Source organism: Streptococcus mitis (genome assembly GCF_047464945.1).
Lineage (GTDB): Bacteria > Bacillota > Bacilli > Lactobacillales > Streptococcaceae > Streptococcus > Streptococcus mitis_EA.
In genome coordinates, this window is record NZ_JASHAX010000001.1 from 113,582 (window position 1) to 126,824 (window position 13,243).

Below are 13,243 nucleotides of genomic sequence, written 5' to 3' on the forward strand. Positions count from 1 at the left end.
ATTTGACAAAAACTGTACTTTAGTTTATAATAAATTAAGGAAACGTCGGAAAAGGCGTAGTGATGCGAGAGCATAGGTAGGTCATTACAAAAGAAACGAGACATCGATATGTTAAATGAATTTCCAATTTTTGATTACGAAGATATTCAATTGATTCCAAATAAATGTGTCATTAAAAGCCGTGCAGAAGCGGACACAAGCGTCACTCTAGGAAATCACACCTTTAAACTACCTGTTGTGCCAGCTAATATGCAGACGATTTTGGATGAAAATGTAGCAGAGCAACTAGCTAAAGATGGTTACTTCTACATTATGCACCGTTTTGATGAAGCAGGACGCATTCCTTTTATTAAGCGCATGCATGAGCAAGGGCTTATTGCTTCTATCTCTGTCGGTGTTAAGGACTATGAGTATGATTTCGTTAGCCAGCTCAAGGCTGATGCTCCAGAATACATCACGATTGATATTGCTCATGGTCATGCAGATAGCGTGATTTCTATGATTCAACACATTAAGAAAGAATTGCCAGATACTTTTGTCATTGCTGGAAATGTGGGAACGCCAGAAGCTGTGCGTGAACTTGAAAATGCTGGTGCAGATGCTACTAAGGTCGGAATCGGTCCTGGTAAGGTTTGTATCACCAAGGTTAAGACTGGTTTTGGTACAGGTGGTTGGCAGTTGGCTGCTCTCCGTTGGTGTGCCAAGGCTGCGCGTAAACCGATTATCGCTGATGGAGGAATTCGTACTCACGGTGATATTGCTAAGTCTATCCGCTTCGGTGCTAGCATGGTCATGATTGGTTCCCTCTTTGCAGGACACATCGAAAGTCCAGGGAAAACGATTGAAGTTGACGGTGAACAGTTCAAAGAATATTACGGTTCAGCTTCCCAATACCAAAAAGGAGCTTATAAGAACGTGGAAGGAAAACGCATCTTACTTCCTGCCAAAGGGCATTTGCAAGACACTTTAACTGAGATGGAACAAGACCTTCAAAGTGCTATTTCATATGCAGGTGGACGTCAGGTTGCTGACCTTAAACACGTTGATTATGTTATCGTGAAAAACTCTATTTGGAATGGGGATGCTTCCCACTAAGACGGGCTATCCGTCTAGAAAAAAACTTGTTATTAGAGCAAATTTTTGTTATAATAAAACAAGTTTCCACCCTTAGTGTAATGGATATCACGTAAGATTCCGGTTCTTGAGATGGGGGTTCGATTCCCTCAGGGTGGATGTAAACATCCTAAGAAAGCCTTTAAATAGGGCTTTTTGTTTATCCTGCCTCAAATTTGCCCCTAATACTCTTCGAAAATCAAATTCAAACCACGTCAACGTCGCCTTGTCGTACTCAAGTACAGCCTGCGGCTAGTTTCCTAGTTTGCTCTTTGATTTTCATTGAGTATAAAGCTGAAAATCTTATTTTAAAGAATGCCCAAATGCTTTCCAGTCCCGTTTTAGAGTGACTCAGGGGGCTTTTTTTGATATAATAAAAAGGACTGTTATCAGTTAGAAAGAGGTTGGTATGAAAGAATTACAAACTGTACTAAAGAACCGTTTTGCAATCGAATTTGCAGACAAAAATTTACTGGAGACTGCCTTTACTCATACGAGTTATGCCAATGAGCACCGCCTCTTAAAAATTTCACACAATGAACGATTGGAATTTTTAGGAGACGCTGTTCTACAGTTATTGATTTCAGAATATCTGTATAAAAAATATCCTAAAAAGCCTGAGGGTGACTTGTCTAAACTCCGTGCCATGATTGTCCGTGAGGAGAGTTTGGCTGGTTTTGCACGTGATTGCCAGTTTGATCAGTTTATCAAGCTGGGTAAGGGGGAAGAAAAATCTGGTGGTCGAAATCGTGACACCATTCTTGGCGATGCCTTTGAAGCCTTCCTCGGTGCCCTCCTATTGGACAAGGATGTGGCCAAGGTCAAGGAATTTATCTATCAAGTCATGATTCCTAAGGTTGAAGCAGGCGAGTTTGAGATGATTACAGATTACAAGACCCATCTCCAAGAGTTGCTTCAGGTCAATGGGGATGTGGCTATTCGTTATCAGGTGATTTCTGAAACGGGTCCTGCCCATGATAAGGTCTTTGATGTAGAAGTTCTTGTTGAAGGTAAGAGCATTGGTCAAGGCCAAGGTCGTTCTAAGAAATTAGCAGAGCAGGAAGCTGCCAAAAATGCCGTTGAGAAAGGGCTGGATTCATGTATTTAAAGGAAATCGAAATTCAGGGATTCAAGTCTTTTGCTGATAAGACTAAGGTCGTCTTTGACCAAGGTGTGACGGCAGTTGTTGGACCCAATGGATCTGGAAAGTCGAATATTACAGAAAGTCTGCGTTGGGCCTTGGGGGAATCAAGTGTTAAGAGTCTCCGTGGGGGCAAGATGCCGGATGTCATCTTTGCTGGAACAGAAAGTCGCAAACCGCTCAATTATGCTTCTGTAGTTGTGACTTTGGATAATCATGACGGATTTATCAAGGACGCTGGTCAAGAAATCAGGGTAGAACGCCATATCTATCGTAGCGGAGATAGCGAATACAAGATTGACGGCAAGAAAGTCCGTCTGCGTGATATTCATGACCTTTTCTTGGATACTGGATTGGGACGAGATTCCTTCTCCATTATTTCCCAAGGGAAGGTTGAGGAAATTTTTAACTCCAAGCCTGAAGAACGCCGAGCCATTTTTGAAGAAGCTGCAGGAGTTTTGAAATACAAGACTCGTAGAAAAGAGACAGAGAGTAAACTACAACAAACTCAGGATAATTTAGACCGCCTTGAAGACATTATCTACGAATTGGATAATCAAATCAAACCTCTTGAGAAGCAAGCTGAGAATGCCCGTAAATTTCTAGACTTGGAAGGTCAACGCAAGGCTATTTATTTAGACGTGCTGGTTGCTCAAATCAAGGAAAATAAGGTTGAACTAGACTCGACAGAAGAAGAGTTGGCTCAGGTTCAGGAACTCTTGACTAGTTATTACCAAAAGCGTGAAACATTAGAAGAAGAAAATCAAACTCTTAAAAAGCAACGCCAAGATTTACAGGCTGAAATGGCCAAAGACCAGGGCAGTTTGATGGATTTGACCAGTCTAATTAGTGACTTAGAGAGAAAATTAGCCCTATCTAAACTAGAGTCCGAGCAAGTAGCCCTGAATCAACAGGAAGCACAAGCCCGTTTGGCTGCTTTGGAGGATAAGAGAAATTCACTCAGCAAAGAAAAATCTGATAAAGAAAGCTCTTTAACTCTGTTAGAGGAAAATCTAGTCCAAAATAATCAAAAACTTAATCGTTTAGAAGCTGAATTACTGGCTTTTTCAGATGATCCTGATCAGATGATTGAGCTCTTACGTGAACGCTTTGTAGCCCTTTTACAAGAAGAAGCGGATGTCTCAAACCAGTTGACCCGTATCGAAAACGAGTTGGAAAATAGTCGTCAGCTTTCTCAAAAACAAGCAGATCAATTAGAAAAGCTGAAAGAACAGTTAGCTACAGCTAAAGAGAAGGCTGGTCATCAAAAAGACGAGCTTGAAACTGCCAAGGAGCAGGTTCAGAAATTATTGGCTGACTACCAAGCTATTGCCAAGGAGCAAGAGGAGCAGAAAACTTCCTATCAAGCTCAACAAAGCCAACTCTTTGACCGTCTGGATAGTCTCAAAAACAAGCAGGCTAGAGCCCAAAGTTTGGAAAATATCCTGAGAAATCATAGTAACTTTTATGCAGGTGTTAAGAGTGTTCTCCAAGAAAAAGATCGACTTGGTGGGATTATTGGGGCAGTCAGTGAGCATCTGACCTTTGATGTGCATTATCAAACTGCCCTAGAGATTGCGCTTGGAGCAAGCAGTCAGCACATCATTGTAGAAGATGAGAACGCGGCGACTAAGGCCATTGATTTCCTTAAACGAAACAGAGCTGGTCGTGCAACCTTCCTTCCTTTAACGACTATCAAGGCACGTACGATTTCTAGTCAGAACCAAGATACTATTGCTACAAGCCCAGGATTTCTGGGTATGGCTGATGAGCTGGTGACATTTGACAATAGATTGGAAGCTATTTTCAAGAACTTGCTAGCTACGACAGCTATTTTTGATACTGTAGAGCATGCGCGTGCAGCAGCTCGTCAGGTTCGTTATCAGGTTCGCATGGTGACATTGGATGGGACAGAGCTTCGTACAGGTGGTTCCTATGCAGGTGGAGCCAATCGTCAGAACAACAGCATCTTCATCAAGCCAGAACTGGAGCAATTACAAAAAGAAATTGCTGAAGAAGAAGCAAGCTTGCGTTCAGAAGAGGCGAGTTTGAAGACCTTGCAAGATGAGATGGCTAGATTAACAGAAAGATTAGAAGCCATCAAATCTCAGGGGGAGCAGGCTCGTATTCAGGAGCAAGGCTTGTCCCTTGCTTATCAGCAGACCAGTCAGCAAGTTGAAGAGCTAGAAACTCTTTGGAAACTTCAAGAAGAGGAATTAGATCGTCTTTCTGATGGAGATTGGCAAGCGGATAAGGAAAAATGCCAAGAGCAACTTACTACTATCGCCAGCGACAAGCAAAATCTGGAAGCTGAGATTGAAGAGATTAAGTCTAACAAAAATGCCATCCAAGAACGCTATCAAAACTTGCAGGAAGAGGTAGCTCAAGCTCGCTTGCTTAAGACAGAACTGCAAGGACAAAAACGTTACGAAGTTGCGGATATTGAACGTTTAGGCAAAGAATTGGACAATTTAGATATCGAACAAGAGGAAATCCAGCGCCTTCTTCAAGAAAAGGTTGATAATCTGGAGAAGGTTGATACAGAATTGCTCAGTCAACAGGCTGAAGAAGCCAAAAACCAGAAAACAAATCTTCAACAAGGTTTAATTCGCAAGCAGTTTGAGTTGGATGATATCGAGGGTCAACTGGATGATATTGCTAGTCATTTGGATCAGGCTCGCCAGCAGAATGAAGAGTGGATTCGTAAGCAAACACGTGCTGAAGCTAAGAAAGAAAAAGTCAGCGAGCGCTTGCGCCATTTACAAAGTCAATTAACAGACCAGTATCAGATTAGCTATACTGAAGCACTAGAAAAGGCACATGAATTGGAAAACCTCAATCTGGCAGAGCAAGAGGTTAAGGATTTAGAGAAGGCTATTCGCTCGCTGGGTCCTGTCAACTTGGAAGCTATTGACCAGTATGAAGAAGTTCACAATCGTCTGGATTTCCTCAATAGCCAGCGAGATGACATTTTGTCAGCGAAAAACCTGCTCCTTGAGACCATTACAGAGATGAATGACGAGGTCAAGGAACGCTTTAAATCAACCTTTGAAGCTATTCGTGAGTCCTTTAAAGTGACCTTCAAACAGATGTTTGGAGGAGGTCAGGCAGACTTAATCTTGACTGAGGGAGACTTGCTGACAGCTGGGGTTGAGATTTCTGTCCAACCACCAGGTAAGAAAATCCAGTCTCTCAACCTCATGAGTGGTGGGGAGAAAGCTTTATCAGCTCTAGCCTTGCTTTTCTCTATCATTCGAGTTAAGACTATCCCGTTTGTTATCTTGGATGAGGTAGAGGCTGCGCTAGACGAAGCCAATGTTAAACGTTTTGGGGATTACCTCAACCGCTTTGATAAGGACAGTCAATTTATTGTCGTAACCCACCGTAAGGGAACCATGGCAGCGGCCGATTCCATCTATGGAGTGACCATGCAGGAATCAGGTGTTTCGAAGATTGTTTCAGTTAAGTTAAAAGATTTAGAAAGTATTGAAGGATGACAATTAAACTAGTAGCAACGGATATGGATGGAACCTTTCTAGATGGGAATGGACGCTTTGATATGGATCGCCTCAAGTCTCTTTTGACTTCCTACAAGGAAAAAGGGATTTACTTTGCGGTGGCTTCAGGGCGTGGATTTCTGTCTTTAGAAAAATTATTTGCTGATGTTCGTGATGACATTATTTTCATCGCGGAAAATGGAAGTTTGGTAGAATATCAAGGTCAAGACTTGTATGAAGCGACCATGTCTCGTGAGTTTTATTTGACGACTTTTGAAAAGCTGCAAACTTCACCTTATATAGATATCAATAAATTGCTCTTGACGGGGAGAAAAGGCTCTTATGTGCTAGATACGGTTGATGCGACCTATTTGAAAGAGAGCCAGCACTATAATGAAAATATCCAAAAAGTAGCGAGTTTGGAAGATATCACAGATGACATTTTCAAATTGACGACCAACTTCACAGAAGAAACTCTCGAAGCTGGAGAGGCTTGGGTCAATGAACATGTTCCTGGTGTTAAGGCCATGACGACTGGCTTTGAATCCATTGATATTGTTCTGGACTATGTCGATAAGGGAGTGGCTATTGTTGAATTAGCTAAAAAACTTGGTATCACAATGGATCAGGTTATGGCTTTTGGAGACAATCTAAATGACTTGCATATGATGCAGGTTGTGGGACATCCTGTAGCTCCTGAAAATGCACGACCAGAAATTTTAGAATTAGCAGAGACTGTGATTGGTCACCATAAGGACCAGTCGGTTATAGCTTACATGGAGGGCTTATAATGGCAGATATAAAATTGATTGCATTGGACTTGGACGGGACCTTGCTGACTACTGATAAAAGGTTGACGGATCGTACCAAGGCAACCCTGAAAGCCGCGCGTGATCGTGGTATCAAGGTCGTATTGACAACTGGTCGCCCTTTAAAAGCTATGGATTTCTTTCTCCATGAGCTAGGGACTGACGGTCAGGAAGATGAGTATACCATTACATTTAATGGTGGTTTGGTTCAGAAAAATACAGGTGAAATCCTTGATAAAACAGTCTTTTCATATGATGATGTGGCACGCTTGTATGAAGAAACAGAGAAATTATCACTGCCTCTTGATGCTATCTCAGAAGGAACTGTCTATCAAATTCAATCGGACCAAGAAAGTCTTTATGCCAAATTCAATCCAGCTTTGACCTTTGTTCCAGTGGACTTTGCAGACTTGTCTAGTCAAATGACTTACAATAAATGTGTGACTGCCTTTGCTCAAGAACCCTTGGATGCAGCCATTCAGAAGATATCTCCAGAATTGTTTGACCAATATGAAATCTTTAAATCACGTGAAATGTTGCTAGAGTGGTCTCCTAAAAATGTCCATAAAGCAACAGGTTTGGCAAAACTAATCAGCCATCTTGGAATTGACCAAAGTCAAGTCATGGCATGTGGTGACGAGGCCAATGACCTTTCTATGATTGAATGGGCAGGGCTCGGTGTTGCCATGCAAAATGCTGTTCCTGAAGTCAAGGCAGTCGCAAATGTAGTGACACCAATGACCAATGATGAAGAGGCTGTCGCCTGGGCTATCGAAGAATACGTGTTAAAGGAGAACTAAGATATGGGATTATTTGACCGTCTATTCGGAAAAAAAGAAGAACCTAAAATCGAAGAAGTTGTAAAAGAAGCTCTGGAAAATCTTGATCTATCAGAAGATGTTGAGCCTGCCTTAACAGAAGCTGAGGAAGTTCCTCATGAAGAAGCAGAAGTTGAAAGTTCTGAAGAAGCTGTGTTTGAAGAAGACGAAAATCAAGAGACAGTTGAAGAAAATAACAATTTAGAGCCAGTTGTAGAAGTTCAACAAGAAGAAGTCAATGAATTTCCAAACTCAGAAGAAGTCCCAGAGGAAGAGAATACTGAGCTCCTAGAGATTGTAGAAGAAAATAGTTCTGAAGTGCTTGAACCAGAAAGGTCTCAGGCAGAAGAAACTGTTCAGGAAAAATATGACCGCAGTCTCAAGAAAACTCGTACAGGATTTGGTGCCCGTTTGAATGCCTTCTTTGCTAACTTCCGCTCTGTTGATGAAGAATTTTTCGAGGAACTGGAAGAACTGCTGATTATGAGTGACGTTGGTGTACAGGTCGCTTCTAACTTAACAGAGGAGCTACGCTACGAAGCTAAGCTTGAAAACGCCAAGAAACCTGACGCACTTCGCCGTGTCATCATTGAGAAATTGGTTGAGCTTTATGAAAAGGATGGCAACTACGATGAAAGTATCCACTTCCAAGATGGCTTGACAGTCATGCTCTTTGTCGGGGTCAATGGTGTTGGAAAAACAACTTCTATCGGGAAACTAGCCCACCGCTACAAACAAGCAGGTAAGAAGGTCATGCTGGTTGCGGCAGATACCTTCCGTGCTGGGGCAGTAGCTCAACTAGCTGAATGGGGCCGACGAGTAGATGTTCCAGTAGTAACTGGACCTGAAAAAGCTGACCCAGCCAGTGTAGTCTTTGATGGCATGGAACGGGCTGTAGCCGAAGGTATCGATATTCTTATGATTGATACCGCTGGTCGTCTGCAAAATAAGGATAACCTTATGGCTGAGCTAGAAAAGATTGGTCGTATCATCAAACGTGTTGTGCCAGAAGCACCGCATGAAACTTTCTTGGCTCTGGATGCATCAACAGGTCAAAACGCTCTTGTACAGGCCAAAGAATTTTCAAAAATCACGCCATTAACTGGAATTGTCTTGACTAAGATTGATGGAACTGCTCGAGGTGGTGTTGTTCTAGCTATTCGAGAAGAACTCAATATTCCTGTAAAATTGATTGGTTTTGGTGAAAAAATCGATGATATTGGAGAATTTAACTCAGAAAACTTTATGAAGGGTCTCTTGGAAGGCTTAATCTAATCAGAAGCAAAAATCCTGCAAGGTACAAACTTGCAGGATTTTTTGTTATTCTAAACGACCATCTTGACGATAGGCGATATCTGGTTGCCAAGTCCATTTGGCACCAAATTTTTCAAGTAAGTCAAAGCTAGCTTGAGGTCCCATGCTTCCAGCTTTATAGTCATGAAGTGGGGCACCATTTTCAAGCCAGAGTTCTTCGATACGGTCAATCAATTTCCATGACGCACCAACTTCATCCCAGTGGCTAAAGTTAGTTGAGTTGTTGTTTAGGACATCATAAATCAATTTCTCGTATGGTTCTGGAGAAGCACCAGTTGCGGTCGCATCTGTACGGTAATCTAGTGAGTTAGGAGCCAAGTTGAATTCTTCTCCTACCTGCTTCCCATTTAGGCTAAGAGAGAAGCCTTCTGTTGGTTGGATATAGATGGTCAAAATGTTTGGAGCAAGTGGTTCTCCAAAGATAGAATCCATTTGTTTAAAGACGATGTTGACATGAGTTCCTTTTTCAGTCAGACGTTTACCAGTACGGAAGAAGAAAGGAACGCCACGGAATCGATCGCTGTTTACAAAGAAGGCACCAGATGCAAAGGTTTCAGTTGTTGATTCTGGATTTACATTTGGCTCGCTACGATAAGAGATATATTTCATGCCATCAATCTTACCAGAGCGGTATTGACCACGGATAAAGTGTTCTTTAAGCTCTTCATCTGTTGGATGATAGAGGTTTTTAAAGACCTTAATCTTTTCGGCACGAATCTCGTCTTTTGTGAAGCTTGCTGGCTTGTCCATGGCAAGGAGAGAAAGAAGTTGTAGTGTATGGTTTTGTACCATGTCGCGGAGGGCACCAGATTGGTCATAGTAGCCACCACGTTCTTCTACACCCAAGCGCTCTGCAAAAGTAATTTGAACATTATCGATAAAGTCCTTGTTCCAAACATTTTCAAAAATCAGGTTTGCAAAGCGAACTGCAAAGATACTTTGGATCATTTCCTTACCAAGATAATGGTCAATACGGAAAATTTGTTCTTCGTCAAATGTTGCTAGGAGTTCGTCATTCAACTTGCTTGCAGTTGCGTAATCTGTACCAAATGGTTTTTCAACGATTAAGCGCTCAAAACCTTTACCGTCAACAATGTTTTCAGACTTGAGGTGTTTGGCAATGGTTCCAAAGAACTGAGGTGCCATAGACAAGAAGAAGAGCTTGTTGTGTTCAGCTTGGTACTTGTCATTTAGTTCAGCCTGCAATTGACGCAAAGCAATGTAGTGTTCCGTATCATTGACATCATGACTTTGATAGTAGAAGTGGCTAGCGAACTCTTGAGCCTGTTCGGTACTATCTGCCAAATCAAGGATCGATTCGACTACAACAGATTCAAAATATTCCTTGCTCCAAGGACGACGAGCAGTGCCAATAACTGCAAAGTGCTCGGAAAGATTGCCGGATTTATATAGTCTAAAAAGGGAAGGGTAGAGCTTGCGTTTAGCCAGGTCTCCACTCGCACCGAAAATTGTAACAATAACCTTAGATGACATCTAGCTACCTAATTTCTATTTTTATTCCTAGTCTTGCTAGGTATGAGGAAACCTCATTTCATAAACTTAATTCTAACATAATTTTCCTAAAAATCAAAAAATCCAATACGAGATAGAAAAAAACTGCAAGGAAATCCTTACAGTTTGAGTTTAGACGTTTAAGACCTTATCCAAGAAATCTTTCAGACGTGGGTGCTGTGGGTTGTCAAAGATTTGATCAGGTGTTCCGTCTTCAAGGAACTCGCCATCTGCAGTAAAGATAACGCGGTTGGCAACCTGACGAGCAAATCCCATCTCATGGGTTACGATAATCATGGTCATGCCTTGCTCAGCCAATTCCTTCATAACGTTAAGTACGTCTCCGACCATTTCAGGGTCAAGGGCAGAAGTTGGTTCATCAAAGAGCATGATATCTGGATTCATTGCTAGTCCACGAGCGATGGCCACACGTTGTTTTTGACCACCTGATAGGCTATCTGGGTTGGCATTAGCTTTATCTGCTAGTCCAACCTTTTCAAGCAACTCCATTCCCAATTGCTCAGCTTCTTCCTTAGTCATCAACTTGTGCTCAACAGGAGCAAAGGTGATATTGTCCAATACAGACATGTGTGGGAAGAGGTTGAAGTGTTGGAACACCATTCCGATATTTTCACGGACGTGGTCAACGTTGGTTGTTTTTTCAGTTAAGTCATAACCGTTCACAGTGATGTGACCACTAGTGACTTCTTCTAGAAGATTAAGGCTACGGAGGAAGGTTGACTTACCAGAACCTGAAGGACCGATGATACAAACAACATCCCCTTCATAGAACTTAGTCGTAATTCCTTTTAAAACTTCATTTTTTCCGTAGTTTTTGTGTAAATCATTTACATCAATTTTTAATTTTGCCATTAACGAATCCTCTTTTCTAAGCGTTTCGCTAGTCTAGTCAAAAGTGTGATAATTACAAGATAGAAGATAGCAAGGATTGCATACATCTTGAAACTTTGGTAGTTACGGGCGATGATAATCTTACCAGTTTGGAAGAGTTCCACCAAACCGATAGCAGATACGATGGTTGTATCTTTAAGAGCGATAACGAATTGGTTAACAAAGTTTGGCAACATCAATTTAGTTGCTTGTGGCAAGATAATCTTACGCATGGTTTTTCCATAAGAGATACCCAAGCTTCGGCTGGCTTCCATTTGGCCAACTGGAACGGCCTGAATACCACCACGAACGATTTCAGCGATATAAGCGGCTGCATTGAGCGATAGAGCAATAGTACCGGCTACGAAGTCATTAATTGGACTTTGTTGGCCTGTTATAGACTCGATGAAATTTGGAATCCCCCAGAAGATGAAGGCTGCAAGAATCATCAATGGAATACCACGGATAACGTCAACGAAAATTTCAGAGATCACACGAAGAGATTTGTAGGGGCTAACGCTAAACATACCGAAGATAATCCCGATAACAATAGCAATAGCAAATGAGATAAGAGCTAGAGCAAGAGTGATACCAAGACCGCTAAGGAGTTGTTTGTAGTTGTTTTGAAGCAAGCCCCAGATAGTTGTCTCATCAACAGTGCTTGTTGAAGCAGTTGAAGACTCACTAGCTAGGTATTTATCAAGAATCTTTTGGAATTCTCCGTTTGCTTTAAGGTTTGCAAGTCCGTTATTGAACATTTCAATCAATTCTGGATTTGCTCCTTTTTTAACGGCAAAGGCTGTTTCACCGATTGGAGTTCCAGCGATTGGTGTTTTCAATTTTTGACCTTGGCTGATAGAATATTTGAGAACAGGTTCATCATCCATAACGGCATCAATGGCACCAGTGTTTAAACTGTCATACATTGAAGAACCATCAGCGAAGGTTTTGATTTTGTAGCCGTATTTGCTTTGATTTTCTGTTAGGAAGGTTTGAGAAGCAGTTCCGTTTTTAACACCAACTGTCTTCCCTTTCAAATCTTCATAAGAAGCAATGGTACTTGATTCTTTGACACCAAGGATAGTATTGGCAGTGTAGTATGATTCTGAGAAGTCAAAAGTTGCCTTACGAGCATCTGTGACAGACATACCAGCAATGATACCATCAGCTTGTCCAGCTTGAACAGCACTGATAGCGGCATCGAAACCAGGGTTGGTGATTTCAATTTCAAAACCTTGGTCTTTAGCGATTGCCTTAATCAATTCCATATCAATACCAGTAAATTGGTTACTTGAGTTTTGGAAAACAAAAGGTGCAAAAGAAGAATCGCTGGCAATAATGTATTTAGCTTTAACAGGAATAGCTTTTAAGCCCGCTAGAGTAGTTGTAGTTGGCACTGCTGAAGACGATGAAGCAGTCCATTTCTTGATGATTTTATCAAGACTACCATCTTTTTTCATCTCAGCCAAGGCTTGGTTAAATTCAGTGACTAAGTGCTCGTATTTGCTACCTTTTTTAACACCGAAAGCAAAGCTACCTACAGCTTCACCATCCATTTCAATATGAAGGTCTTGACCTTGGTTAATGGCATATTCGATAACAGGTTTGTCATCCATCATGGCATCGATGGCACCAGCACTCAAGCTGTTGTTCATCAAATCACTAGTGTCAAATGTTTTAATAGTAAAGCCGTATTTATCTTTGATTGTTTCAAGAAAACGTTGAGCGGCTGTTCCGTTTTTAACACCAACGGTTTTGCCAGTTAATTGGTCATATTTACTAATCTTGTGTGCCTTTGTAGTAGCAATGACAACTTTTGTATCATAGTAAGTATCAGACATGGTGAAGACTTTTTCACGTTCTTTAGTCTTTGTCATCCCTGCCATGATAGCGTCAGCTTGACCAGCTTGAACCGCATTGACCGCTGCGTCAAATCCAGGATAGGACATCTGAATGTTCCATCCTTTAATCTCAGCGACTTTGTTGATAATGTCAACATCAATTCCTTTATAAGTTTGATCTGAATCTTTAAACTCAAAAGGTGCATAGGCGGTATCAGAAACAATCTTAATCGTCTCTGCTTTCGCAATACCTAATGAGAAAATTGGGAATAAAATTAGCAAAAATGCTAGAAATTTTTTCTTCATT

9 protein-coding genes and 1 tRNA gene are annotated in these 13,243 nt (G+C 41.5%); 7 read left to right on the forward strand and 3 right to left on the reverse strand.

Annotated elements, in window-relative coordinates; genetic code table 11:
- Positions 1 to 108: 108 nt before the first annotated feature.
- The 7 genes from QM424_RS00615 (at position 109) to ftsY (ending at position 8,653) form a co-directional block, all read left to right on the forward strand.
- A complete protein-coding gene (locus QM424_RS00615) occupies positions 109 to 1,095 on the forward strand; it encodes a GMP reductase (RefSeq protein ID WP_414392614.1) in 987 nt (328 codons plus the stop codon).
- Between the two features lie 66 nt (positions 1,096 to 1,161).
- Positions 1,162 to 1,233: transfer RNA gene (locus QM424_RS00620), tRNA-Arg, on the forward strand.
- 289 nt (positions 1,234 to 1,522) lie between these two features.
- Entirely contained in the window at positions 1,523 to 2,221 is a 699-nt protein-coding gene (gene rnc / locus QM424_RS00625) for a ribonuclease III (RefSeq protein WP_084890315.1), read from the forward strand.
- Complete coding sequence (gene smc, locus QM424_RS00630; protein ID WP_414392615.1) at positions 2,212 to 5,751, forward strand: chromosome segregation protein SMC; 3,540 nt, start codon at positions 2,212 to 2,214, stop codon at positions 5,749 to 5,751. The genes rnc and smc overlap by 10 nt, the downstream gene beginning before the upstream one ends.
- Complete coding sequence (locus tag QM424_RS00635) at positions 5,748 to 6,542, forward strand: Cof-type HAD-IIB family hydrolase (RefSeq protein ID WP_414392616.1); 795 nt, start codon at positions 5,748 to 5,750, stop codon at positions 6,540 to 6,542. Before smc ends, QM424_RS00635 begins: the two co-directional genes overlap by 4 nt.
- Positions 6,542 to 7,360, forward strand: a complete 819-nt coding sequence (locus tag QM424_RS00640; RefSeq protein ID WP_033681724.1) for a Cof-type HAD-IIB family hydrolase — start codon at positions 6,542 to 6,544, stop codon at positions 7,358 to 7,360. The genes QM424_RS00635 and QM424_RS00640 overlap by 1 nt, the downstream gene beginning before the upstream one ends.
- A 3-nt stretch (positions 7,361 to 7,363) precedes the next feature.
- On the forward strand, positions 7,364 to 8,653 hold the full coding sequence (gene ftsY, locus QM424_RS00645; RefSeq protein WP_414392617.1) for a signal recognition particle-docking protein FtsY: 1,290 nt from the start codon (positions 7,364 to 7,366) through the stop codon (positions 8,651 to 8,653).
- A 45-nt stretch (positions 8,654 to 8,698) separates the two neighbouring features.
- Here ftsY and zwf read toward each other — a convergent pair whose 3' ends face one another.
- The 3 genes from zwf to QM424_RS00660 all read right to left on the reverse strand — a co-directional run bounded on the left by zwf (position 8,699) and on the right by QM424_RS00660 (position 13,242).
- Entirely contained in the window at positions 8,699 to 10,186 is a 1,488-nt protein-coding gene (gene zwf / locus QM424_RS00650; protein WP_101781815.1) for a glucose-6-phosphate dehydrogenase, read from the reverse strand.
- 150 nt (positions 10,187 to 10,336) lie between these two features.
- Complete coding sequence (locus QM424_RS00655; RefSeq protein ID WP_414392618.1) at positions 10,337 to 11,077, reverse strand: amino acid ABC transporter ATP-binding protein; 741 nt, start codon at positions 11,075 to 11,077, stop codon at positions 10,337 to 10,339.
- Positions 11,077 to 13,242, reverse strand: a complete 2,166-nt coding sequence (locus QM424_RS00660) for an ABC transporter substrate-binding protein/permease (protein WP_078228414.1) — start codon at positions 13,240 to 13,242, stop codon at positions 11,077 to 11,079. Before QM424_RS00660 ends, QM424_RS00655 begins: the two co-directional genes overlap by 1 nt.
- Position 13,243 lies beyond the last annotated feature (1 nt).

Bases quoted from the DNA above. Each gene is read 5' to 3' on its own strand.
- QM424_RS00615 (WP_414392614.1), top strand. From the start codon at position 109: ATGTTAAATGAATTTCCAATTTTTGATTACGAAGATATTCAATTGATT.
- QM424_RS00640 (WP_033681724.1), top strand. From the start codon at position 6,542: ATGGCAGATATAAAATTGATTGCATTGGACTTGGACGGGACCTTGCTG.
- ftsY (WP_414392617.1), top strand. From the start codon at position 7,364: ATGGGATTATTTGACCGTCTATTCGGAAAAAAAGAAGAACCTAAAATC.
- zwf (WP_101781815.1), bottom strand. From the start codon at position 10,186: ATGTCATCTAAGGTTATTGTTACAATTTTCGGTGCGAGTGGAGACCTG.
- QM424_RS00655 (WP_414392618.1), bottom strand. From the start codon at position 11,077: ATGGCAAAATTAAAAATTGATGTAAATGATTTACACAAAAACTACGGA.
- smc (WP_414392615.1), top strand. From the start codon at position 2,212: ATGTATTTAAAGGAAATCGAAATTCAGGGATTCAAGTCTTTTGCTGAT.
- QM424_RS00635 (WP_414392616.1), top strand. From the start codon at position 5,748: ATGACAATTAAACTAGTAGCAACGGATATGGATGGAACCTTTCTAGAT.
- QM424_RS00660 (WP_078228414.1), bottom strand. From the start codon at position 13,242: ATGAAGAAAAAATTTCTAGCATTTTTGCTAATTTTATTCCCAATTTTC.
- rnc (WP_084890315.1), top strand. From the start codon at position 1,523: ATGAAAGAATTACAAACTGTACTAAAGAACCGTTTTGCAATCGAATTT.